This window comes from Nitrosomonas sp. (assembly GCF_022842015.1).
GTDB lineage: Bacteria > Pseudomonadota > Gammaproteobacteria > Burkholderiales > Nitrosomonadaceae > Nitrosomonas.
Genome location: NZ_JALHQJ010000051.1, coordinates 1 through 24204 on the forward strand (window position 1 = coordinate 1; position 24204 = coordinate 24204).

The window sequence follows — 24204 nt, forward strand, 5'->3', positions numbered from 1 at the left end:
ACCAGCAGAGAAAACAAAAAAGGCTGGGCTATTTGTCACCAGCACAATTTACGCAGCAATACTATGCAAATCTAATCGCTGCTTAAACACATGGACTCCATTTTTGACAGCACATATCATAACTGCTGCGTAAATGAGCCACTATCAGTTGATGATCAGTTGGTGCTTAGGAAAGATGGAATTAATACTCGTATGGGCTTTAGGCTGATACTAAAGTCAATCGTCCTTTCAGCTTCGATATCCCGATTGCGGAAATAATCGCCATCGACTTGTAGTGGATAGGATTTTTCATGCAGTGTACAGGAGATATTTTTTCCTGAGAAATACCGCATCGGTAGTTTAGCAGGTTTACGTTGCAAAATTTTCATTGCTTTAACCAGTTCGTGTTGGTGTCGTGCTCCAGGCAAGAAACCAAGAATAAGCTCGTTCTTGGAAGGATCGGCAGTGGGAACAAGTTGTAAATTTCTAGCGTAGGCTGAGTTATTGGCGATGATAACGTATCCAGATTCGTGATCAATTACTGATTGCCCATCAACACTTGCTGATACAGTAGGGTGATGCAAAGAGCACAAAGCTTTTAGTCCGTGCCAAACATAAATGGAATCATTCAGCGGGCCTTTTCTTTTACCAATATTCTTGACAGTTAGAGAATCCAATCCCATCGAGGCCATATGGAAAAAAGGTTTTCCCCCTTTAATACCTTTACCGCTGATCAGGCCATAAAATTGTTGTAAACATGTTCCTGAATTGATTGCCTGAATCAAATCGTCCGCACTTACGCTCATGCCATACGAACGTGCAAATAATGATTCATTTCCACCCGGGATGGCATAAATGGGTGTGTTCGTTTTATTGACAGGATCCAATAATTTTCTGATCGTTCCATCTCCTCCTACGATAACAATGAGATCATTGACAGAAATTTTTTCTGTGATGCGTGTATAACTCTTCGTTTTTTTCTCGGACGTTAATACTTCCACAATTTTGCCATGAAGAGTTAACTCTTTCTCCAGTTTAGTTGCGAGTACTTCTGTGTTTCCAGCACTGGATATCGGGTTGTAGATGATCAATATTTTTTCTGGGGAAGGTATTTTTATGATCAATTGATTAGGTTCAAATAGGAGGTTAGCATTCATGAATTTGAGTGAATTCAAGTTTGTTAAACCTTATAATATTTCAACGGGAATGACCTTGACCTCTGACCAAATCCGATCGCACCACGATTGTTCAATCTGTGGCATGCCATCCTTGATCCATTGCACCAGATATCTGGCCGTATTGGGGAAGGTAACCCGAATGGCGCGGGTTTCATGTAACCATTGTTCAATGATCGACGCATCAATGGTATGCATCATTTGCCCATAACCTAATGTATGTAAAGCCAGGGCGTTTGAGACTTGTTCCATTTGTGCATGCAAAGGTTTAACCAGGATTTTCTTGCCGAGCTGCAGTGATTCACTGGCTAACTCAAAACCTGCGTTACAAATAATGCCCGCACAATTTGATAAATCTTTCTGGAAGCCTTGCAACGACAAGGGATTACAGTAGATATGGGAATGCATAGAGGGAATAACTTCCGGGGAATACATAAAAAAATCAAATGATTTGAAAGGCGCTAATATTGACATGACGTACTGCTGGTCTTCAAAAGGCAAATAGACGACGATTTTGTTCTTCTGATTTTGTTGTGAAACGTAAGGTGTTTCGATGACAGGTGGTAATAGCGGTTGATCGAAATGATACCAGTGCAAGCCTATGTTAGTATTCACTGGGGCGTAGTTTTGCATGATAGTTTCAGAAATTACATTATTCCCTGCACGGGGTATGTTGTATTGAAATGCGTATTGGTGGCTAATGCCAATGGTTTTTTTGTTTTGCCGTCGCGCTGCCCAAGCGGTGACCGGTTCGTAGTCACAAATAACCAAATCATAACTGCTCAAATCCAGTTGATTAATATCATTAAGAAAGCGCAAAGGTTTTGAATGCCATACAGTCTTTAAGTGGTTGATTTTTCCCTTTTCGGTAACGAAAGTTAGACCTTGGCGCCATTGATGAGCATTGAAAACTTCCATATCAAAAAATTTATCCCGTGGTCTGCCGCTAAATTGATAAGTCACCTCAAGATCAGCTGCCTGTAATTCTTTAGCCATGATCCTTCCACGCGTGACATGACCGTTCCCTGTTCCCTGAATTCCGTAAAATATTTTCATGGTAGCTTGTGATATGGGTTAGTCTTCTCATTGAATTCAATATGATGAATTCTTAAATAGAACGCTGAGAAGTTTAGCGATTGATTATGACAGTGCAATGACTGTTTCTTGGTTGTTTTGTGACAATTGTGAGGATAGTTTCTACGAACAGCAAACTCACCTTACTCGTTATTGATCTTTAACCATTGATGAATTTGCTCGCGATGCAGGGTATACCAGCGTTTTCCGATGTCCAATGCTTTTTGTTGCACAATCCCATGATTAGCTGAATCCATTTGATCCGGCATGTCATAGTCTTTCAGGTAATGGTTGATATACAGTACCTGGTCACCTAAAATTTCCGTAGTTGTTTTGGCATTAACGATCATTTTTTCCCGGAGGATGATAGAGGCGATGCCTTGCGCTGACCACTGCACGCCACCATACTTGCAGGCTTTTGTACCGCTGACGATGAAGCTGCGCCAGCCAGACCCAATTGAAAGCATTTTGATTGTGCTTTGATTCCAGCACTTCTGGGCGTAAAGATATGCGCTCAGTCCAGGATTGTTCATGCCAACACCACCATCGATGCGCCAACTACCATCTTGCAATTGCACAGGTGGATAAAAGGATGGTGCGGCAGTGCAGGCATCGGCGATTTCGCTTAGCAAAAAGTCCGGTTGACTGTCATTAGTAAAAATTTCCAGCCGATCCTGGTTGAGATTAAAGCATGGAATGAATAATTGTTTGTCGAGCGATGATAGCCTTAGATCACCCAATTCTTTTTGCAACGTCAGTTTTTTCGGAATACCTTGATACTTGGGGCGGACTTGCAGCGTAGCCATCAAACGACTAACGCGATGTTTCGCCATTATTTTTTCCAGGAGTTTCTCATGCAAAACTTTTTCAATGATCCGATGTGCACTCAAGCGACGTCCCAGGATCAGACAAGTGATTAATCCACCTGATGAAGATCCGGCAATCAAATCGAATAAGTCGTAGGTCGACGTGCCGATATCATTTTCCAGGCATGCTAGAACGCTAAGTTGAATTAACAGATGACTGCCGCCGCCATCCAGACTTAAAATAGTTCTTGGGTGTAATGAGTGATTCAAATGGTTTTAAGCCACATTTTTGCTAGCCAGCAATTCTTCATCTAAGTGGTTTTTGTATTGTTCAAATCGCTCAGACCAGAAAACCAATTCTAATGATCCATCAAGATGTTCCAGCAAGGTAGAGCAGCTTTCTACCCAGTCACCGTCATTGCAGTACAACACTGAATTGATTTCCCGTAATTCAGCATGATGGATGTGCCCACACACTACACCATCAACACCGCGATCCTTGGCCAGATGCGCCAGTGCTTCTTCAAAACTACTAATGTAGCTGACTGCATTTTTTACTTTTAACTTCAGGTATGCGGAAAGAGACCAATAAGAATAACCCATGAGTTTTCGTAGGCCATTAATATAGTGATTGAGATCAAGTAAGGTGTCGTAGGCAATATTGCCCAGCTTCGCGAGCCAGCGGCTATTTTTAACAATCATGTCAAACTCGTCACCATGCATGACCAGCAATTTTTTGCCGTCGGTTGTGGTATGTACATAATCCTGGTGAATTTCCACATTACCGAATATATGCCCAACACAATCGCGCAAGGCCTCATCATGATTGCCCGGCACATAAATTACTTTGGTGCCATGCTTGGCTTTACCTAGGATGGAGCGGATCACATTGGTATGATGCTGAGGCCAGTAAGGATTCTTTCGGATACTCCAAAAATCGACAATATCACCCACCAAATAAAGGTAATCAGTTTCTACCGAATGTAGAAAATGCAATAGGGCTTCTGCCTGGCAACCGCGAAACCCGAGATGAACATCGGAAATCCAAACGCTTCTCACCTTGATAGGAGGTTGATGCTTTATCATAAATACCTTTTAAGTGAATTAGTGATGGCATCACAGCATAAAGCGGCATTGTTAAACTTCCTTGAAGCATTTGTGAAATATTGATGAATTCTTTGTGAAAAAATAAAAATAGAGTGATCTTTGTATTGATTTTTTGCTGCACAGGAATGGATTCAAGTAAGATTAGTTTTTTGCTGAGCCAAGATTTTGGCGACACCCAACCCATAAAAGACACGCGTCTCATTAATGATTAAACAACCATTTCCCGAGTTCGAACAAATTGAAGCGATCCTTCAAGAGGACAATGCGGCGCATATACACAGTCAAGTACTTTGCCAAGTATCGCGTGACAATGACAGGCTACCAGTATACGCCCTGACAATCGGCAAGAGCGGCCCGAATGTGCCGTGCGTGACATATGTCGCCGGCATTCACGGTTTGGAGCGCATCGGCACGCAAGTCGTTATTGCTTTTCTCGAAGGCTTGCTGGAACGCCTAAAGTGGGATCGGGTATTAGTTGAGATTCTGTCACGGGTGCGCATTCATTTTCTGCCCATCGTAAATCCAATTGGAATGCTGAACAAAACTCGTGCGAATGGCCAAGGCGTAGATTTAATGCGTAATGCACCGGTTGAGAGTAAGGAAAAAACTATTTTGCTTGCCGGAGGGCATCGAATTTCTTCTGTTCTCCCGTGGTATCGTGGGAAAGCGAGTGATTCGATGCAACCTGAAGCACAGGCATTATGTGATTTTATCGCAAAAGAAGTTTTGTCTGCGCCATTCAGTCTGGTGCTCGACTGTCATTCAGGTTTCGGCTTTCGTAACCAGATTTGGTTTCCTTATGCACGGAGCAGGCTGGAGCCGATCAAGCATTTAAAGGAAGTATGTTATCTGCGAAAACTGTTTATGCAGACTTATCCACATCAGGACTATCTGTTTGAGCCGCAATCGCAGCATTATCTAGTGCATGGTGATTTGTGGGATTTTTTGTATTTGAAGTCGCTCGAGAGTGATAATGTGTTTCTGCCCTTAACACTGGAAATGGGTTCATGGCGTTGGATTCGCAAAAATCCGCTACAACTGCACCAACTGCTCGGCCTGTATCATCCAATTAAGCCGCACCGACTCAATCGAGTGTTAAGAAGTCATTTGATTTTAATGGAGTTTCTGTTGCACGCCACGTTCTCGTATCAAGGTTGGATCAATAACAGTGATGCAGGGGAATTGGAACAGCAGGCACTCACGCATTGGTATGCATGAAGGGTCGTGAGCGTTTCATATTAATACGCGGACTATTGCGTGAAGCCAGGCATTGGGGGAATTTTACTGCCGATCTGCAACAGCACTTTCCCAATGCCATCATCAGTACACCCGATATTCCGGGCAATGGCGCACGCTATCACGAAACCAGTCCGAAAACCATCGCCGAGATAACTGAGTCATTGCGTCAACAAAAAGATAGTAGTCAACCACTCAGATTGATTTCACTTTCAATGGGCGGAATGATTGCGATTGATTGGATGACGCGCTACCCTGATGAAGTTGAAGCTGCGGTGCTGATTAACACCAGCGCAAGGTCGTTGTCGCCATTTTATCATCGTCTGCGCTGGACGGCTTACCCACATGTTCTACGCATGATTTTTCATTCTGCTGCACAAAAGGAGACAGATATTCTGAGATTGACCTCAAACCATCATCAACATGACAACAAACTGCTAAAATTCTGGCAACAATGGCAACAACAATGCCCGGTATCCAAAGCAAGTGCCCGAAATCAAGTGCTCGCTGCCGTAAAATTTTCAATCTTAACGAAACCGCAGCAACCGGTGCTTATTGTAACTAGTCGAGCTGATCGCCTTGTGGATTACCGCTGCAGCCTAAGATTGGCGCGAGCCTGGAGTACAGACTACATCCAGCATGAATCGGCAGGACATGATCTCCCGCTGGATGAACCGATATGGTTGATAAATGTGATCAAACAGTGGGCTGCTTCGAATTTTGTTCGAATCTAAATTAATGCAGATAACATTTTATTTTCAACACATTAAACGTTTGTCGTCGAGGAGTTGTTAGGTGAAGTAAGATCCGACATCTCCAGATTCTGAAAAGAATTCATCGTCTTTTATTTATATGTCTCTATGCCGTTTTCAGTTTAGTTTGGGTATGAGCAAAACAAACATTGAGTAACCGCGGGGATAGTTTGGTTTCCTATACTAGTCGGTTTAAGTAGTAGCAAAATTCGTCAAGGTACTCTTGTAAATACTTTGACGATACGCAGTGATGCGCACCCAACAAAAAAGCCTAGAGGTTACCAATGACAATATGCACCCATGATAGCCATTTACTTGCTTTTTTGAGAGGAGTTACACCTGCGTGTATGATTCTGCATTTTACTAATTATCGGCATTTATCTGCTCGCCTTGGCATTTCACTTATTTGGATCGGAACCTTCAGAAATTCAAGCACTGGCATTTTTGAAACAACCGGTGCCGACGAACAAGCTGGTTTCATGCTGCAATATCCACAAAGAGAGTTTTCTTCGCTATCAAAAGCGCCAATAAACAACCCCGTGGCAAGACCACGGGGAATCGCAAGTTAGAAAGCTGAATCATACGCTTTCCGAATTCCTAGCTTTAGCGGAAACGATGGGGCGAAGGAGAGAGAAAATAGACTTGAAATACCCTAATGAGGATCATAAGTTGATCGATGCGTCGAATTTGTGATTCACGAAGTAGATATTGCTGCTGCGTCGTATGAGTACGGTGCAATGTGCTTTGATTACTAACAGATTGTCATTATCTTGTCACACTCATCAGCTATCTTATTCAGCATTGAATTTCTGTAATGAGGTCAATCTTATGCTGGATGTAGATGCGATGCTGAAAGATTATTTTCAACATGCGAATGGAGCCAATGATAAGCCGTTGATGAAAGTCGCTTCTTCGATATTGAAGAAACTGCTGCATCAGGAGGAGATCAATTGTTTTATTGAAATGCACCGACACTTGGAGGGACTGGAGTTTAACGATGCGGTGCTGGAGCACTTTAATTTTTCGTTTCAGGTTTCCAGCAAAGATCGTACGCGCATTCCAGATCAACGTCGGGTGTTGATTGTTGCCAATCATCCGCTTGGTTCTTTGGATGGATTGGCGCTGTTGAAGCTAGTATCTGAGATCCGCACCGATGTAAAGCTCGTTGCAACAACCTTACTGAATTGCATCGATCCACTGCAAAGCCTGTTTCTGTCAGTTAACAATGTGTCCAAATCTACCACTCATCGTGACAGTATGGCCCAGATCATTGAGGCATTGGAATCTGAGCAAGCGGTAATTTTGTTTCCCACCGGGGAGGTTTCGCGTATTTCTCCACTCGGAGTTCGCGATGGCAAATGGAAAACCGTGTTTTTGTCTTTAGCCAAGAAAACCAAGGCACCCATTGTTCCGGTACATATTGGCGGCAAGAATTCCCCGCTGTTTTATGGCTTATCCAGCATTTATAAACCTTTCGGAACGATGATGCTAGTTAATGAAATGTTCAATAAGAAAGGTGGTGAGATTTTATTCCGTGTCGGCAAGCCGATTCCGTGGGAATCGATTGCGACAATGAATTTATCCAAAAAGACAGCGGCAAAGCTGATGCGAAAACAAGTCTATTTGCTTGAAAAAAAGAAGAAAAAAGAGCTATTTGGGTCAATTGAAAATATTATTCACCCTGTCCGTGTCAAGTTAATTCGCAGAGAATTGAAAGCATCGCAATTGATCGGAAAAACTCAAGATGGCAAGAATATTTACTTGTTCGACTATATGCCCAACTCCAGCGTGATGAGAGAAATTGGGAGACTGCGTGAATTATCGTTCCGCCAGGTGCAGGAAGGTACCGGCAACGCGCTAGATATTGATAGTTACGACCGTTATTATCGCCACCTGATTCTGTGGGACGAAGATGAGCTGGAAATTATTGGCTCTTACCGCATCGGTGAATCACAGAAAATCATTAAAATGCAAGGAGAAGCAGGCTTGTACACGCAGAGTTTGTTTGACTTTAGCCCGGACTTCACGCCTTATCTCGAGCAGGCGATCGAGTTGGGACGCAGTTTCATCCAACCCAGATATCAGGGGAAGCGTAGCTTGGATTACCTCTGGTACGGCATTGGTGCTTATCTGTATCAACACCCGGAGATTCGCTATCTGATTGGACCGGTTTCGATGAGTACTGCTCTGCCACAGCCTGCACAAAAAGTGATTGCCAGCTTTTACAAAGAGCTGTTTGGCAATGATAAACAGTTTGTGCTGCCTAAACTGCCATTTGAATTTGATGTGGTAGTTGATTTTATGCCATTCAGGCAGGTTGTGGATGAGACAGAGTATAAACAAGCCTATGCACGGCTCAAAGAGAAAACGGAAGAGCTGGGCGTGAAAGTTCCGGTTTTGTATAAGCAATACGTGGAGCTATGCGAACCGGGCGGTTGCGAATTTCTAGGGTTTAATATCGATCCAGAATTTTCAAATTGTGTGGATGCTTTAATTCTGGTACATGTTGATGCCATCAAGGAAAAGAAACATCAGCGCTATATCGAAAGTCATGCGAACGTCACGCAGAATCTGCGTTCTGCGTAGCATGCACAAGTTGTCTGAAAAAATGCTTGGCTGCGATTTCTTAACCTTCTTCTGAATATAGATGCTGGAGGAGGCTCGGAACAACCCATATAGATCTGATGTGTTGAATGCAACTAAGGTGTAATTCGCATACGCCAGAAAACAGCCAGCAAGCTACCAATCAATGAATGCATGAGCGCTGAAACTGCACCTACAACGGGTGTCAACAACAACATTGGAAAAGCCTGCTTAGCCAGTACGATAGCCAAACCGGAATTCTGCATGCCAACTTCAACTGAAATCGTGCGCGCAGTCTGTGAATGGAAACCTAATAGTTTTGCCAGGTGATAGCCAATAAAAAAACCACTGCCATGCAACAAAGCTGTAGCAAGTAGCAATTCAGCACCATGACTTAGAATGGATTCAGCATGAGCAGCAAACACAATAGCACAGATTACACACACACCCAGTACGGACAGCAAAGGTGCGATCGGCATCACGCCTTGCACCAGTCGGGGCACCCAGCGATTGAGCAGAACCCCGAGCACAACGGGCAGTATTACAACTTGCAGCGTTTGCTTGAATAGCAACCAACTATCCACCGGAACAAGTGCACCTGCAAATAATTGTGTGAGTAACGGCGTCAAGATGACTGCTGCCAGAGTGGAGCAAACCGTCATGACAACAGAAAGTGCCACGTCTGCCTTAGCGATATAAGTCACGAGATTTGAAGCTGTTCCGCCAGGGCAACAGCCTACCAAAATCAATCCAACCGCAAAATAATCGGGCAAACTGAGTGCATAAGCTATCCCAAAAGCCACCAAGGGCATAATGGAATACTGTGCCGCAAAACCAATAGCTACAGCTTTAGGAATACGGGCGATCCGGCGAAAATCTTCGAAGGTGAGTGTCAGCCCCATACACAGCATGACAAATGCCAGAATTAGCACTACGATGGAACCTTGATTCAAAAAAACAAACCACTCCGGCCAGATTAATGCAGTAGCGCACAGTAAAATCATCCAGAGCGGAAACAGTAGCGTTAGTTTCTGCAACACGCTAATATCGGATAAAATTCAGATTCAGGGTATATCTGTATACGCAAAGCAATGGCCAAGCATTCGTAGAGATTATGATTGATTCAGCAGATGTCATAAGCAACAAAATAAAGTGCAGTGGGTAACATTCCGACGACACTTTACATGAAATGGAGCTTAAAATCTTATTATTGTCTAACAATCAATATGCTAAGCGAACACTAAGATTAAAAAAGCGCCCGCGACGGAACTGACGGCTAATTTCGTCTCCTTGCATGATACGTACATCATCATCGAGTAAATTCTGCATGCTGATCTGTGTCGACAATCCTTTATATAAATTCTGACTAACGACAAAATCCAGTTGCTGAAAGGGCTGCTCATACTTGTCCGGCGCGGAAAGCACGCCGGCTGCCATGATCCGCTCGCTGGCAACGTTGTATAGAAGTGTTGCTTGTGTTTTCCATTTTGGATTGTCATATCCAATCTGGAAATTCACAATATGCTCAGAGTGTCCTTGCAACGACCTATTATTTGTCGTTTGGGCGATAAGATTCTGAGCAGTTAATTTAACATTGGATTGAGACCACGTGTAATTGCCACCTACATAAAAATTCTGCAACTGTGGATGTACAAAATCCAGTTTCTTTAATATCTCGAACTCAAATCCATAAACACTGGCTTTATCAGCATTCTGATAGGTATTCAAAGCTCCGGTGCCGGGTTGAGCGACCAATTCTATGGGGTTAGTTAAATCCTTCCAGAAAAAACCGGCAAATATATTTTCAGTCGGAGATAGGTAATATTCCCAGCGTAAATCCCAGTTGGTGATCGCAGTTTGTTTTAATAGAGGATTACCAACAGTTTCCTGATTAGTATTCATATCAAAAAAGGGAGCTGAGGATAATTCCCTAAAATCCGGTCGCGATAAAGTTTGACTAAACCCTGCCCGAAGTTGCTGCTTATCGGTAAGAAAAAAAGTGGTCACTACAGACGGTAGCATATCAATTCGATTTAATCGTGCTGTAGTAGGTTGATTTCTTAAAAACGTATTAACTTTCTGATCATTATCTTCCCAGCGTAACCCGCCAGTGACATTAATCCTGTCATAGGACAATAAGTCTAACTTACCATAATAAGCCAATAAATTCTGGGAAGCGGTATATTGATCACTTTTACGTGTTACGTCGCGCAGCTGAAATCCATTTGCACCAATATACTGCGGTAATAAAATACCTTCAACAGATGATTGTGAAGTAATGGCAGTATTAGAAGCATCAGGGCCAAATCTAAAGTAACTAAACCTTTGTGCACTTGCATCCCTACTTTTGGTTTGAGTAATAAATCCACTACTTAACGTTAATTTATGATTGGGTGCAAGTTGTAATGGCAATTTTCCATCCACCCGCCAGCTTTGATCTTTATCGATTAAATCTGCATACGTAGTGACGTTACTATCCGCTCTTTGAGAGAATATATAATTACCGGTCGCAGGACTTGCATCGTAGCGATAATCCCTCGTTTTAGGCTCATCCCTGTTGGCAGTAGCATCGGTATATAACCAATTGATAGAGAAATCTTTCAACCAATCAAATCGATGCTCGCCGCCAAATTGGTTCGTCAATAATTGATTAGAGAAGAATCTCAGTCTCGTCCTCCGAACCTCAGTCGTTTCCGCATCAACGAAACCCTGAGAAATCCTTGCTTCATCAATTGATTGACGCAGAAACATTGTCTTGGCAAATAATCGATGAGTATCTTTGTATTCAAGCTCGGTCGCCGCATAACCCGTTACGGCTACTTCACGCAACGATCGCTGCACATCCAAGTCTTGAGTCTCAATCAATCTAGCAGAAGCAAATTCACGATTGATTTCATTTTGCCTTCTGAATTCCTGCTTCCAACCCGCCGCGGTAATATAGCCTAACCTGAAGTCACCAAAAGAAAAGCTATCTCCCATGGATGCCTGAAAGCCGGTATCGGGTCCTTGTTTATTCCTGTTAACATCCCATACCCCTGATAAATCCTCACCAAGTCCCTCAAGTTGTTCAGGAGTAACGCCATTTGGATTGAACACAGATGCTGGTTGTAAATTTCCATTTTGAGTTGCATTTACAAGTGAATCCGGTAATGCACGCGCACCATCGTCATAACTGGTAAAATCAGTTGTCCCTCCCTTGTACGTCAAACCATCACGAAAGGTGGTATTGTCATTAATGCCCGTCTGCAAATTGAGATTGAAAAAGAATGCATCGGGAATACCGCGAGTTCGTAACTCCACTGTTCCCCCGGCAAACTCTGCCGGACGATCTGGAGAGTAGGTTTTTTGAACCAATACACTCTCGAGAATGTTGGTCGGAAAAAGATCCAATGGCACCACACGCCGTGTTGGATCCGGACTAGGGACTGCCGCACCATTCACCAATGTAGTTGAGAATCGCTCACCTAACCCACGGATAAAAATAAACTGACCGCCTACCAGAGTGAGTCCTGATGCTCTTCGTAACGCACTGGCAGCATCACCATCGCCCGCCCGGCTAAATTGTTCAGCACCCAGTACAGTAGAAACGGATGTTGCAGCTCGTTGCTCTTCCATTACCGAAGCAACAGTACCTGCCAGATGAGGTTCCAGAACCACATATTCAGCCAATTCAACCCCTGCAGGAGTAAGTTTGAAGCTTAGCTCAGTGGTTTTTTCGTCAGTGATTTTGACATCATCTTGCGTTTGGCTACTATACGCGCTATGTAACAAAGAGATACTGTAGCTACCTGCCGGGACAGTCGCAGTTACCCGGCCTTGTTCATCTGTTCTTAACTTCTGAGTGGATCCGCTCAGAAAAACTTGCACATCCTTGAGCGGTTTTTGCGTCTCTGCAGATATCACCTGCACAGCAATAGCACCTTCTCCCTGATCTTGGGGTTTACTTGCTGTTGCATCAACACCCGCCATCGTTCCTGTAACTGAACTTTCAACATTCAATAGTGGCTTCTTTTTCCCAGCATAGAATGTAATAAGAATTTGCACATTTTCAGCTGGATCCAAAGGCAAGTCGAAAGTGAATTTCTGATCCTGCGTTTGAATAGTAAACTGATAAAATCCGGGCGGTAATTTTCCGGCAATACTCCCGTTGGCATTGGTTCTTAACGGTGAATCCGTATCCGCAAGCCAATTGTAAGTTGATGGCGTGGCTTCAAATATTAAGGCTGCATTGGATTTATCATACGATTCACTGGTAATCAATAGCTCTGCATTTTCAATAGGTAATCCATTCTGAAATAAATGAACAGAAAACTCAGCTTTCTCGGCATTTCCCCAGGCAAAAGTGCTGATTACAGTAATCGCGAATAAGCTGCAAAAGCAGAAGATTTTTTTAAAATTTATATTCATTTGGCGTATCAAGCCCCCTCTCCACTTACAGCACACTGGTTCATGGAGAAAATTCTTTAATTATTAAATGACGGAAAAAGCTGTCTCGAGCGGATATTAAGGTGGCATAGTCAGCGGATGCATCAGGCACATTGCCATGGTTCGTTTTTACATACTTCCATCAAACGCCGAAGTTCAGTGGCTTTGCGAAAAAGCTCGGGGCTCTTGAGATGCTCCAAATGTTTATTGACTTCAGGAAAACGGCGGCTTGAGAAAAACGCATAAGCCAATGCATAGCGCACGTCCTGATCCTCCAATAAACCGTTACGATACAAGCTGGATTCCATATTCGCGGCGCGCTCGAATTGCTTTAATGCCAGTAAAATCGATAATCGTTGTTTCAATTTCACCTTTTGATCACTAATGCTTTCATTAAGTGTCAATGCCTTGTGCAAGCGACCTGCACGCCGATAAATTTCAGCAGCTTCAGCCTGCAAATTAGGATTCGATAACGCGGCCTGTTCAAGGATAAATGCCGCAGAATTCAAATACCCTTGATCAAGATAGGTATGCGCCAGCAGTTTCGCCACCATTTCTTCATGCGGGTATTGCAAGCGTGCAACTTCCAGGATATTGATGGCTTCCTTATATTCCCGGCTCAAACGCAACGCATTACCGAATGCGACATAATCCGCTGCGGTTGCGTTAGAGCGCTTAAAATATTCCCGACCTAGCCTGATCGCCTCCTGATAGAGTCCCAGCTCGACAAAATAAAATACCTTGCGCTTGAGAAAGCGGAAATCGGATGGAAAAGCTCGTTGCCCTTCATTCAGGGTGTTGATCGCCGCTGTGGCTTGTTGCAAATGCCAATAGGATTCCGCTTTCATGCTGATTAAAACCGCATCTTTATTAATCAGCGCACCTGCTTTTTCAATGGCACCAATGGTATTTTTGTAATCTTTAACCCCGAAGTAAGCTTGTGCCAAATAGATAAAAATCGAGGGATCTTTTTGCCCATTCTTGACTGCCAGTTGCAAGCTGTCTTTAGCTGCCTCAAGGTCGTTCAGTCCCAGATACGATAAACCTTGCAATGTATAGAATCTAGACAGGTCGGTTTTTTTATTTCCTAGATCGACACTTTGCAGAGCCAGCAAAGCACGGTCATGATGACCGTCTTTAAGCATCACGGCAGCCAATTCAATAAAATCGGTTGGCTGTGTCTTATTATCGTTCGCTCCAACGGAGTGAGCGTAACAACTCAGCACGATAGCGGCACAGATCAGACAATGGAACTGCCAGATCCAACGATTTTTCATATCAACTGTCAAGATAAATCAAAGCGAATTTTTTGTTTGGCCCAGACACGAACGATGTCACCTTTGTACTTAGCCGGTTCAAATTGCCAGGCACGAATACCTTGCAGCGCTGCCGCATCAAAAATTCCGGATGGACTGGATTCCAGCACTTGTACCTGATTGACAGAACCATCAGTTTCAACCAATACCGACAGAACAACATAACCCTTGACGCCATTCCTTTTGGCTGTCGGTGGGTATTTGAACGCCCCTCGCGCAATCGGCTTGGGTGGAATATCCACCAAATCGGCTGTCATAACAGCATTACCGGTTTTCCCGAGCAAACTATCGTCAATGTCGCGTTGCCCGTTATCCAAACCCAGCGAGCCCAGATCTATGCCGGAAAGTGCAGTATCCAACCCTTTGAAAGGCGTGGGTGCTTGTGGGCGAGATACTTGTCTTTTGGGCTCCACTTTCTTAATTTCTTTCTTAGGTTCTTGTTTGATCTCCCGCGTCATGGAAATTTCTGTCACTTCCTGAGGTGGTGTTCTTTCAATCTTTCCCATGTAGTGATTTAATATCACGATCAACCCAAACACGAACACCAGGCCAAATAACATTGACACGACTCCAGCCAAATGTTGTTTCATATTAATTGTTCTCATTTCCTCTACCCCGCTTCTTTTTTAGTTGCAATACCAACGCTTTCGGCCCCTGCCAAACGCGCCTGATCCACTACTTCTACTAATCTTCCCGCCGGTACACCTTCATCCGTTACTACCAGAACAATTTTGTTGGAGGCAGTACTTAGCGCATCACGTAACTTGCTCTGTATCAACCACAACCGCACGGGTTCGCCATCCATATAGGTATCTCCGTTGCGATCAATAAATAAACGAATCGCCTTGCTCGATGCTGCTACGGCGCTATTAGCCTTGGGCCGCTCTAGTTCCAGCTTCATATCTTTAACAAAAGTTGTTGTCACCATAAAAAAGATCAATAAGATAAAAACGATATCGATCAGTGGCGCCATATCGATGGTGGCTTCGACTTCGGCAGATTCTTGGTTTCTCATCATGAAAGACTCTTGGTTGGGTGATGACTATGGATTTGGTGACACAGCAAATCTTTGGCTTGTGAAAGATCCAACTCTATTTGGTGCTGTTTTCGGTTCAGGATGCTGTGTGCCAACAAACCGGGAATGGCAACTGTAAGACCCATCTGGGTAGTAAACAGAGCCTGTGAAATACCACCCGCAATACCCCCGGATTGGGAATACAACGTCATTGTTGCCAATGAATCAAATGTTTCGATCATCCCAATCACAGTTCCCAATAAACCCAACAACGGGGAAATTATGATAACAATACGCACCAAAACAGAAAATTTGCGGATCTCTCTTTCATATTCATAAAAAGCCGCATCCAAATGACGCCGCAGATTTTTCACACCTTTTTTTTGCAACCGAACGCCTTGCTTAATAGCCTGAGCAACGATACTTCTGGCCGGTTTATCATCATGCTGTTGGTAATATTTCAACAAGTCGCGCACGCCGATCCTTTTAGGCGATTTCATCACCCAAAATCGATAACCTAGGCCATACCAAAGCAACAAAATACACAGCACTAAAGGAGGCATCACAACCCCACCCGCAGCAAGCAATTGTTTTATGATCAAAATGTATTCCGACAAATCCATTTCAAGTATTACCTAAAGCCAGAGCAGTCTCGTCTACGGTGGGTACATTCACTTCATCGATATCAAGCCCGCCACCCAAAAAAACATTGATGATTCTGAGTGCTGAATGCTCCATATCACGTTTAATATTTTTGGCCCAGGAGGACAGCAATGAACCCAGCATTAATATTGGAATTGCTACGATCAAGCCCAGTTGCGTTGTTACCAAGGCAATTGAAATACCGTCCGACAACAACTTAGGATCACCAGTACCAAATTCGGTAATCATGTCAAAGGTTTCGATCATGCCAGTTACCGTACCCAACAAACCCAGCAAGGGCGCCACGGAGGCGATCACCAATATCGCCGCACCAAAACGATCTAATGGACCGGATTCTTGCAGGATGGCTTCGTATACAATGCCTTCCATGTGATCCCGGTCATCTTTCAAATGCCGCAGGGTATAGTGCAACACGCGCCCGATCGCGGATGAATTGTCTTCGCAGCTTTTCTTGGCAACCTCCAGATCGCCGGAAGCTAACTGACCAATAATTTGTTCCGTCAATTGCTGGTTATTAGAGCTATTTGTTCGTAACAACTTCGCTCTGATCAGAACCAACAAGACCGCAACACCACCTAGCATCACAATGATCCAACCAATTGGGCCACCAGAATCGATAATGCCTATGATGTTTTTTTCAGGAGATTCATCAATTGCACTGGTGCGTGATTCAAATAAATACAACTGCAAAACATCTGGTTGTTCGTTTTTGCTCAAAGTGACCGCGTTCTCAGCACCCGCATTTTTCCAAACCTTGAACTCGCCGCCACCCGCGGGTACCAAACTTCCGCCACCGTCGTTACTGATGCCATAGGCTGCAATATTACCCAGATGAATTAATGATCCTTCAACCTGCTTACCACTGGTTAGGAAAAAATGTCCCGCTTTTGTCTGAATTGCACCGAGATTTTGGAGCAAAGACAATGCTTGCTTAAACAAAAAATCAACCTTGATTGGATCATTATCCCTAGCTTCTTTCATCGCTTCGGGCATTTCTATGCCATGATTCTTCAAGGTTGCTTCTGCTTGCAAATAAGTTGTTTCCAGAGCATCGTTACGTTCGACAACCGCAGCCTCCTTGTGCTCCGACTCGTTAAGTTGTGCACTTAGCTGATCAATTTTGGCCGAACGTTCAACTGAGCTGCGTTCAAGTGCATGGACTTTCCCACTCAGTGCCTGCTCTTCCCGATTGGCACTGACTTGATAGGTTCTCAAGCGCTCAGTCAATTCGCGTTTCTGTGCCTCCAGAAAAGCATATTCACGCTTATAAGCCGTCTCCAAGCTAACGGTATTTTGCTTGGCTGAATTTTGTGATTTGGCAGAAGCCGATTCAGGTTTTCTTTCAGGAACTGAAGCCGATACGTTCTCGGCGGCTCCAGCTTCTTTCTGATCTTGCGCGAAAACTGAACTGGATGAGACTATTAACAGTGTCAGAATGGATAATATTATTTTCATTTTTTCAACGGATTTGGTAATTCAAAATAACCTTGGCGAATTTGCTTCTTCAATGAATCAAATAAATTTCTAATTCGCTCCCTATCACTGGCGTTATCCATGATTTCAAACTGCCAACCACCTTGTGCCAGCTTTTTAGCCATTCCGCTTTGGTTATCCTTGGTTTGGAAGAAAAGAAATACCGTACCCAGTTTTGCGATATCCACCAGCACTTTTTCTCCATTGAGCATTATTGTTTGCTGGTAAATGCCATTTTCTTTACTCAATCGAATTTCATCCTCAATCAATGACCAAGTTTGGTTGACTGCTTTATTGGGATCTATTTGCTGATTGATCAAATTATTTTCCAGATCACTAATAGCCTTGACACGATCATCCACTTTGAATGGAAATCCAGTTTGGATATGCAGCCTATAATCACCCAGCGCCGTCAGCAGAACTGGCTTCAGACTCTCACCTGATTGCTCTGCCTGTTTCGCTACAACACCCAATTTCTCGATGGAATGTTGCAGCTTCTCAATACTCAGTTTTTGCCGTCGTTCTTCAACGCTCAAGTCTGCCAGCTGCGAATTAAGCGCAGTCATTCTGCTGCCATGTCTCTCCTTATCAAGATCCAACTGCGTCTGCAGCGTTTCGACCTCGCCGCGAATTTTGGCCAATGATTTAGCCAAGTTTTCCAGGCTACTCCCCATCGCTACTGGAGTAGTTAACAGCAAGATCAACAAGCTGGAGATTGAAGCTATTTTTTTTGAAAAATGGATATGCATAAATTCCTCATCAACAATGCTCATGCATACTACAAGTTGAATATTTCACTTTCATGACAGTTCGATGTCATTTAATCAATTCCTATTAGGATCAATCAAAATTGTTTTGATCAGTGCGTCAACCTAAGTGCTAGAGCAACCCAATCTTTTGCGATGTCATACATCTTTCATATTGCTTCACTAAGATAAGCATTTATGTCACTCAATACAGGAATCGCAGAATGCTTAATCCCAAGATAATAAAAAGAAGTGGTGCATTTCAGTTAACTAATACCGATTGGCACATACGTGCGATTCAGTTGATTGTGGGCGTCCTGATGCTTGCACTCTATTTATGGATAGGTGCGGGCATTTTGAATTTAATATTGAGTCTGCTTGATATTGTAAAAAATGGATGGGCACATGTTGCCGAGCGCATCATTGTAGATATCGTGCTGATCCTCGCATTACTGGAACTGATACGTATCTTGCATTCCTACTTGGCTCTCGGGCGTGTAAAAGTAACTTTTATTCTGGATGTCGCACTGGTCGTGTTGATCGGGGAATTGATCGGACTTTGGTATAAAGAGTACACCTTGCTGGAAGTGGGTCTTCATATTGCTGCCATTACAATACTGACCTTACTGCGGATTGTTTCTATTCGTTTTTCACCCGATGCGGTTGATTCACTTGATTGAAATCGCGTGCATCAATCAATTTTTTATGAGATATATTTATGACATTCATCAGATTGTCATAAATATGTCATGCTTTATTAATATTATTACAACATCTATTAGCTGATAGTGAATATCAATGGAGTAGTTGATGGCTGTAACAATACTAATTGTCGAAGATGAACTTGCAATTCAGGAATTGATCGCGCTTAATTTAAAGAAAGCCGGTCATATGGTTTTATGTGCGAGTGATGCTGCACACGCAAAACTTTTGATTAACAATGTGCTGCCTGATCTGGTGTTGCTTGATTGGATGTTGCCTGATATCACCGGCTTAGAGTTTGCCCGAAATTTGCGCCGTGAGGAACGCACCAAAACCATTCCGATCATCATGTTGACAGCCCGGATTCAAGAGAACGACAAAATTGCCGGTCTGGAAGCGGGAGCAGATGATTACATTACTAAACCATTCTCACCCCGTGAGTTACTTGCGCGGATTAAGGCGGTGCTGCGTCGTCGTTTACCCGAGATGTCCGATGAAATTATCGAGATTGGTGGGTTGAAGCTGGACCCTACCACGCACAGAGTGCATGTGTTCTCCGAGTATGATTCTACAAAGCTCACAGAAATCATACTAGGACCAACAGAATTTCGCTTACTGCACTTTCTGATGGCGTACAAGGAACGCGTACATACGCGTGCCCAATTGCTTGATCGTGTCTGGGGTGATCATGTTTTTATCGAGGACCGTACCGTCGATGTGCATATCCGCAGGCTGCGAAAAATTCTTGAAATGGTAGGTAAAGAGAATCTAGTACAAACCGTGCGGGGAACTGGTTACCGGTTCTCTGTCGAACGCAGCGAAGAAAGTATAGGATAAAACCGAGAAGGTAGGTCAATTGCAAAATGCAGTAGTTGTAACCCGATCTGATGCCCATTGCGTCAAACCGGGTAACTGTCAGATCAAGACCAGCACAGATTAAATTACCACAATATCCGCATGTGTCATGCCCAATCCAACACCAATCATAGCTATCTGCTCCGCAGCGCCAGCGCCATTGGCATCCGCATCATAGAGCAATGCACCTGTCGTCTTGTTATAAATGATAAAATCATTCGCATCCGACGCTTGCGCACCAATCTTAAACTGACTGGCAGCTAACGTGCCTGTCGTTGTTAATGCCGTAAAAACTCCATTTTCTAATTGGATAGTGTCATTGACTACATCATAGTCAGTGATTTTATCAGCGTGACCAATTGTCGTAAATTTGAAAATATCGTTACCGACCCCACCGGTTAATACATTATTACCCGCTTTTCCATCGAGCGTATCGTTACCTGCCCCCCCTTTTAGGGCGTTATCACCAGCATTCCCCTTCAGAGTATCGTGATACTTGCTTCCCTCCACGTTCTCAATTGCTTGCAGGAAGTCGTTGCCTGCACCTCCAGTGGCAGTACCGGCAGCAAGATTGACTGTCACAGATGAAGCGGCATCATTGTAACTGGCCCAGTCACTATCTTTGCCTCCAATTAAGGTATCGTCGCCTAGCCCCCCCATTAGCCAATCATCACCTTCGCCCCCCTCCAAAGTGTTATGACCTGCATCACCAATCAGCTTATCGTTATTGGAACCACCAGTAACACCTTCTATTCCACTAAGCGTATCGTTACCGTCGCCTCCAGAAGCGGTGCCCGCAGCAAGATTGACTATTACGCTTGAAGATACTGCAGAGTAATCTGCCCAGTCAAAACCCTTTCCATCGCCACCTGTCAATATATCATTGCCAAATCCGCCGCTCAGCAGATCGCTGCCATCGCCACCCACTAATGTATCGTTACCATTCTCCCCTAACAGGTAATCATCGCCTGATCCGCCATTTAATGCATCATTTCCAATTCCGCCGACCAGCACATCAGAACCATCACCTCCTATTAGCGAATCACTACCTGCGTCACCCAACAGAAAATCGTCACCTGATCCGCCCACTAACGTATCTTTACCATCAAAACCTACCAAGAAGTTATTATTATTATCACCTATTAAAGTATCGTCATAGAAGCTACCCCAAATATCTTCAATTCCTTTAAGTATGTCGCTACCATCCCCTCCTGAAGCAGTTCCATTAGCAAGATTTACCACCACTGCTGATGATGCGCCAGAATAATACGCGCTATCACGGCCCCATCCATTCCCTCCTGTCAATATATCGCTGCCCAATCCTCCGATCAGTGTATCGTTGCCTTCACCTCCTACCAAAGAGTCATTGCCCTCACCACCGTAAAAATAATTGTCAAAATTTCCACCCAGTAACGAATCATTGCCACTACCGCCATCCAATACATTAGAACCACCATCACCGCCGATTAACGTATCATTACCATTGCCACCGGACAACGTGCCGCCACCACCATTAGCGCCGATTAATGTATCGTTGAAATTACTACCAATTACTGATTCAATTCCATTCAAAACATCATTTCCATCTCCTCCAGAGGTAACGCCAGTGACCAGATTAACTGTCACCTTTGCTGATGCATCAGAGTAATCAGCTGTATCAAGACCATCTCCACCTATTAACGTATCATTACCTTTATTGCCTTTCAATGTGTTGCTATTCGCATCACCTATCAAAATATCGTTATGACTGCTACCACTAATATTCTCAATTCCTAACAGCGTATCATTGCCGTCTCCCCCCGAAGCTGTGCCCGCAACAAGATTGACTGTCACAGCTGAAGGCGCATGTGTGTATAAAGCCCAATCAGTACCCTTACCATCTCCACCTATTAATACATCGTTCCCTAGCTTACCTGTTAAATCATCAGAATCATCATCCAAGCCAATCAGAGTATCGTTTCCATTTGTGCCAATATAACTAGCCATGGTATTTCCTTTAAGTTAATGGTATTACAAAATACTTTCGCGCGTAATTTTGTTCGTGAAACACTTCAACATTCTGTCTGTAGCTAAGAAGTATCCATAAGATCACTCCCTTTAATTTGCATTGCAATCAGTAGTTCAAACATTTTGCAGCGTAATATCTCGTCCAAGTAAGCGTTTCGACACACGTGCGATGACTGGATTTGCACGGAAACTATCTTCCACTAATCCATTTTCATAGCAATCCAACCACACGCGTGATTTAGGATCGCGCAAATGATGCCGACGCAATCCTTCACGGACAAATCCTATGGCTTCGGTGCTTTTTTGCGAATGGGGGTTGTTTGTCAGAACTAATGAAGTTAATTTATGCAATCCAATTAGATTAAATGCAAAATCAAGGATTAGCAGCATAGTAACGCCGGAAACTCGCTGTCGATCTTCGCTATCTGGTATTCCAATGAGTAATTCTGCGCGCCGATGAGCAATTTGAATATCTACTAAGCTCGCAAGCCCAATCGGCTTCAAGCAACTGTTATTTGAAGATGCTTGGAGTTGATCAGCACACTCTTCTTTTTTGATGATCCGATGCATAGTTCTCGACTGAGCGACTGGAAATTCATTATTTCTGAGCGCAATAAGGATCGATTCAGTGCTTTGTTTTTTACGACCCATCGGCAGAAGTTGTTCCATAAACTCTTCATTCGCATAACATCGCTGCAAGAATGGAAAATCACTCTCATCGGGCATCGACAAATGAATCTTGTTGCATGCAATAAGAGAATTCCATCGCTGATCAACAATAAATAATCTATCCAATAACACTGAGTGATCTGGGAAATTGGCCAATCCTTGAATGATGAAATCGCGAGCATGTCCGAAATTCTTTTGCCGAAATTGGTCATCTACTAAATTAATCCAATAAATTGGATTCGAATTAACAAACGCCTCAGTAGAATTTTTTTCACTAAGTTCTGACATGATCGGACTCACTTTGAGAGTTATCTATTATAACAACAGGACATTTTTGCGAAATGAATGAGGAATATTTAAAACTTTGTTATCCAGCATTTCTAATAACCCACATGGATTGTCAAGTATATTAAAAATATTATCATTATAACACTGACAGTTAGGCTATATATTTAAAGTAAAATATGCTGTGACAGAAGTCACAATTATGCCAAAATAACGGAGGTGTAATCAGCGATTTCAAAATGTGAGTTTTCTCACAGCTTTATGATTTTAAGGCCTATATAGTTTTATTAGAAACAATTAGGTTATTAATCTTCTCTGTTACACAGTTGATTAAATTTCTAAAATCTGGCTATTTCTCCATTCTATATTGTATAAATTAAGTAAGTAAATTCAATCTTGATGAGATGCGCTTTACCTGAAATTTAGTTTTATTTATCTATAAAATAAGGAACAAAAATGAGAAAAATCAGGCTTCTTCAGCAAGCTTCAGTGGTTATATTGTTGTTATTTATTATTGCCACGAGTAATGCTGCAACTCCCAGTGTCAGCAAAATAGAGCAGAAAGGCAAGGTAACTGTTTTAACAGTCTCATCGACTAATTTACAGCCTCAAGTGGCTCTCATTAATTTTGCTGGTGCACACACGATGAAAATGCCGGAGCCGCTAAATATGGTACCGGAACCCTCGGATATTTCTCGCAATGCAAAACAAGCCTTTAAAGGAACACCTGGTTTTTCCGCAGGCAGGACGGGAAGCGGACAAGAAAACCCCATGTCAATTCCCTTATCAAATTCAATCGACGTGAATGATGGCATCTCGACGCAAGAATATGGCTCATTCAATCACCCATTTACGACATCACGTGTTGAAGCCAAAAAAGGACGCGCGTCTAAGGAATATCCTTTCAGCGCATCCGGCAAGCTATATTTCAATATAGGCGCCAGCACTTTCGTTTGTTCAGCATCTTTAATCAAGACGGGAATTATTGTAACGGCTGCTCATTGCGTGGCAGGCTACGGTACCAGTGCTTTTTATAGCAACTGGGTATATGTGTACCTGCTTTGACTGACAGATTCACTCCTAATGCGCCTTATGGAATATATGGAGTCACAGGTGCGGCGGTAATGACATCATGGATTAATGGAACGGATGGATGTAATGTAGTTTGGTAAGCGTCCAGCGCCACCATCTATCAATTATTTTTTCTCAGCATTTCCATAAATTCAGGTGGTAACGGTAGCAACTCGTCAATTCGACTGTTAGGCCACGTGGGTAATTTTATGAGCGTATCTTTGAGCCAATCAGATGAGTTCAGACCGTTGAGTTGAGCAGTGCC

At 43.3% G+C, this 24204-nt stretch carries 22 protein-coding genes and 1 pseudogene; 7 read left to right on the forward strand and 16 right to left on the reverse strand.

The annotated features are described in order from the left end of the window. Window positions 1–155: 155 nt before the first annotated feature. From Q0C11_RS10230 to Q0C11_RS10245, 4 genes are all read right to left on the reverse strand, one after another. Window positions 156–1136 (reverse strand): diacylglycerol kinase family protein, encoded by a 981-nt coding sequence (locus Q0C11_RS10230; RefSeq protein ID WP_293007629.1) that lies wholly within the window; start codon window positions 1134–1136, stop codon window positions 156–158. Between the two features lie 30 nt (window positions 1137–1166). Then, window positions 1167–2210: an MJ1255/VC2487 family glycosyltransferase gene (locus tag Q0C11_RS10235; RefSeq protein ID WP_293007631.1), complete on the reverse strand. Its 1044-nt coding sequence runs from the start codon at window positions 2208–2210 to the stop codon at window positions 1167–1169. Between the two features lie 161 nt (window positions 2211–2371). After that, on the reverse strand, window positions 2372–3304 hold the full coding sequence (locus Q0C11_RS10240) for a patatin-like phospholipase family protein (protein WP_293007633.1): 933 nt from the start codon (window positions 3302–3304) through the stop codon (window positions 2372–2374). A 6-nt stretch (window positions 3305–3310) separates the two neighbouring features. Continuing rightward, window positions 3311–4120, reverse strand: coding sequence for a UDP-2,3-diacylglucosamine diphosphatase (locus Q0C11_RS10245; RefSeq protein WP_293007635.1), 810 nt, complete (start codon window positions 4118–4120; stop codon window positions 3311–3313). A 225-nt stretch (window positions 4121–4345) separates the two neighbouring features. Here Q0C11_RS10245 and Q0C11_RS10250 point away from each other — a divergent pair, with 225 nt between their 5' ends. Both Q0C11_RS10250 and Q0C11_RS10255 read left to right on the forward strand, forming a co-directional pair. Beyond that, entirely contained in the window at window positions 4346–5359 is a 1014-nt protein-coding gene (locus Q0C11_RS10250) for a M14 family zinc carboxypeptidase (RefSeq protein WP_293007637.1), read from the forward strand. After that, window positions 5356–6111 (forward strand): alpha/beta hydrolase, encoded by a 756-nt coding sequence (locus Q0C11_RS10255; protein WP_293007639.1) that lies wholly within the window; start codon window positions 5356–5358, stop codon window positions 6109–6111. The genes Q0C11_RS10250 and Q0C11_RS10255 overlap by 4 nt, the downstream gene beginning before the upstream one ends. Window positions 6112–6235: 124 nt before the next feature. On the opposite strand, the pseudogene Q0C11_RS10260 reads toward Q0C11_RS10255, so the two are convergent. Continuing rightward, window positions 6236–6472: pseudogene (locus Q0C11_RS10260) on the reverse strand (IS1595 family transposase); the annotation flags it as partial. 4 nt (window positions 6473–6476) lie between these two features. Between Q0C11_RS10260 and Q0C11_RS10265 the strand changes: the two are divergent. Together Q0C11_RS10265 and Q0C11_RS10270 are read left to right on the forward strand one after the other, a co-directional pair. After that, entirely contained in the window at window positions 6477–6698 is a 222-nt protein-coding gene (locus tag Q0C11_RS10265; RefSeq protein ID WP_293007641.1) for a hypothetical protein, read from the forward strand. 259 nt (window positions 6699–6957) lie between these two features. Next, window positions 6958–8715 carry a lysophospholipid acyltransferase family protein gene (locus Q0C11_RS10270; RefSeq protein ID WP_293007643.1) on the forward strand — a complete coding sequence of 586 codons (1758 nt, stop codon included), beginning with the start codon at window positions 6958–6960 and terminating at the stop codon, window positions 8713–8715. 113 nt (window positions 8716–8828) lie between these two features. Here Q0C11_RS10270 and Q0C11_RS10275 read toward each other — a convergent pair whose 3' ends face one another. From Q0C11_RS10275 to Q0C11_RS10310, 8 genes are all read right to left on the reverse strand, one after another. Further along, window positions 8829–9752 (reverse strand): bile acid:sodium symporter family protein, encoded by a 924-nt coding sequence (locus Q0C11_RS10275; RefSeq protein WP_293007645.1) that lies wholly within the window; start codon window positions 9750–9752, stop codon window positions 8829–8831. A 181-nt stretch (window positions 9753–9933) separates the two neighbouring features. After that, window positions 9934–13119, reverse strand: coding sequence for a TonB-dependent receptor (locus Q0C11_RS10280; protein WP_293007647.1), 3186 nt, complete (start codon window positions 13117–13119; stop codon window positions 9934–9936). A gap of 122 nt (window positions 13120–13241) precedes the next feature. Beyond that, a complete protein-coding gene (locus Q0C11_RS10285) occupies window positions 13242–14414 on the reverse strand; it encodes a lipopolysaccharide assembly protein LapB (RefSeq protein ID WP_293007649.1) in 1173 nt (390 codons plus the stop codon). A gap of 8 nt (window positions 14415–14422) precedes the next feature. Next, window positions 14423–15058, reverse strand: coding sequence for an energy transducer TonB (locus Q0C11_RS10290; protein ID WP_293007651.1), 636 nt, complete (start codon window positions 15056–15058; stop codon window positions 14423–14425). A gap of 5 nt (window positions 15059–15063) precedes the next feature. Beyond that, on the reverse strand, window positions 15064–15471 hold the full coding sequence (locus tag Q0C11_RS10295; RefSeq protein WP_293007653.1) for a biopolymer transporter ExbD: 408 nt from the start codon (window positions 15469–15471) through the stop codon (window positions 15064–15066). Further along, a complete protein-coding gene (locus Q0C11_RS10300) occupies window positions 15468–16070 on the reverse strand; it encodes a MotA/TolQ/ExbB proton channel family protein (protein ID WP_293007655.1) in 603 nt (200 codons plus the stop codon). The genes Q0C11_RS10295 and Q0C11_RS10300 overlap by 4 nt, the downstream gene beginning before the upstream one ends. A 22-nt stretch (window positions 16071–16092) precedes the next feature. Then, on the reverse strand, window positions 16093–17586 hold the full coding sequence (locus Q0C11_RS10305) for a MotA/TolQ/ExbB proton channel family protein (RefSeq protein WP_293007657.1): 1494 nt from the start codon (window positions 17584–17586) through the stop codon (window positions 16093–16095). Beyond that, on the reverse strand, window positions 17583–18377 hold the full coding sequence (locus Q0C11_RS10310; protein WP_293007659.1) for a DUF3450 family protein: 795 nt from the start codon (window positions 18375–18377) through the stop codon (window positions 17583–17585). Before Q0C11_RS10310 ends, Q0C11_RS10305 begins: the two co-directional genes overlap by 4 nt. Before the next feature lie 197 nt (window positions 18378–18574). On the opposite strand from Q0C11_RS10310, the gene Q0C11_RS10315 reads away from it, so the two are divergent. Next, window positions 18575–19030, forward strand: coding sequence for a phosphate-starvation-inducible PsiE family protein (locus tag Q0C11_RS10315; protein ID WP_293007661.1), 456 nt, complete (start codon window positions 18575–18577; stop codon window positions 19028–19030). Between the two features lie 130 nt (window positions 19031–19160). After that, window positions 19161–19889, forward strand: a complete 729-nt coding sequence (gene phoB / locus Q0C11_RS10320; protein WP_293007663.1) for a phosphate regulon transcriptional regulator PhoB — start codon at window positions 19161–19163, stop codon at window positions 19887–19889. 99 nt (window positions 19890–19988) lie between these two features. On the opposite strand, the gene Q0C11_RS10325 is transcribed toward phoB, so the two are convergent. After that, window positions 19989–21893 (reverse strand): calcium-binding protein, encoded by a 1905-nt coding sequence (locus tag Q0C11_RS10325; RefSeq protein ID WP_293007665.1) that lies wholly within the window; start codon window positions 21891–21893, stop codon window positions 19989–19991. A 135-nt stretch (window positions 21894–22028) separates the two neighbouring features. Then, window positions 22029–22871, reverse strand: coding sequence for a GNAT family protein (locus tag Q0C11_RS10330; protein ID WP_293007667.1), 843 nt, complete (start codon window positions 22869–22871; stop codon window positions 22029–22031). 453 nt (window positions 22872–23324) lie between these two features. Between Q0C11_RS10330 and Q0C11_RS10335 the strand changes: the two genes are divergently transcribed. Further along, window positions 23325–23933 (forward strand): trypsin-like serine protease, encoded by a 609-nt coding sequence (locus Q0C11_RS10335; protein WP_293007669.1) that lies wholly within the window; start codon window positions 23325–23327, stop codon window positions 23931–23933. Window positions 23934–24060: 127 nt separating this feature from the next. Here the strand turns inward: Q0C11_RS10335 and Q0C11_RS10340 are convergent. Further along, window positions 24061–24204 (reverse strand): transposase domain-containing protein (locus Q0C11_RS10340; protein ID WP_293007671.1); only part of this gene is annotated, 144 nt, incomplete at its 5' end.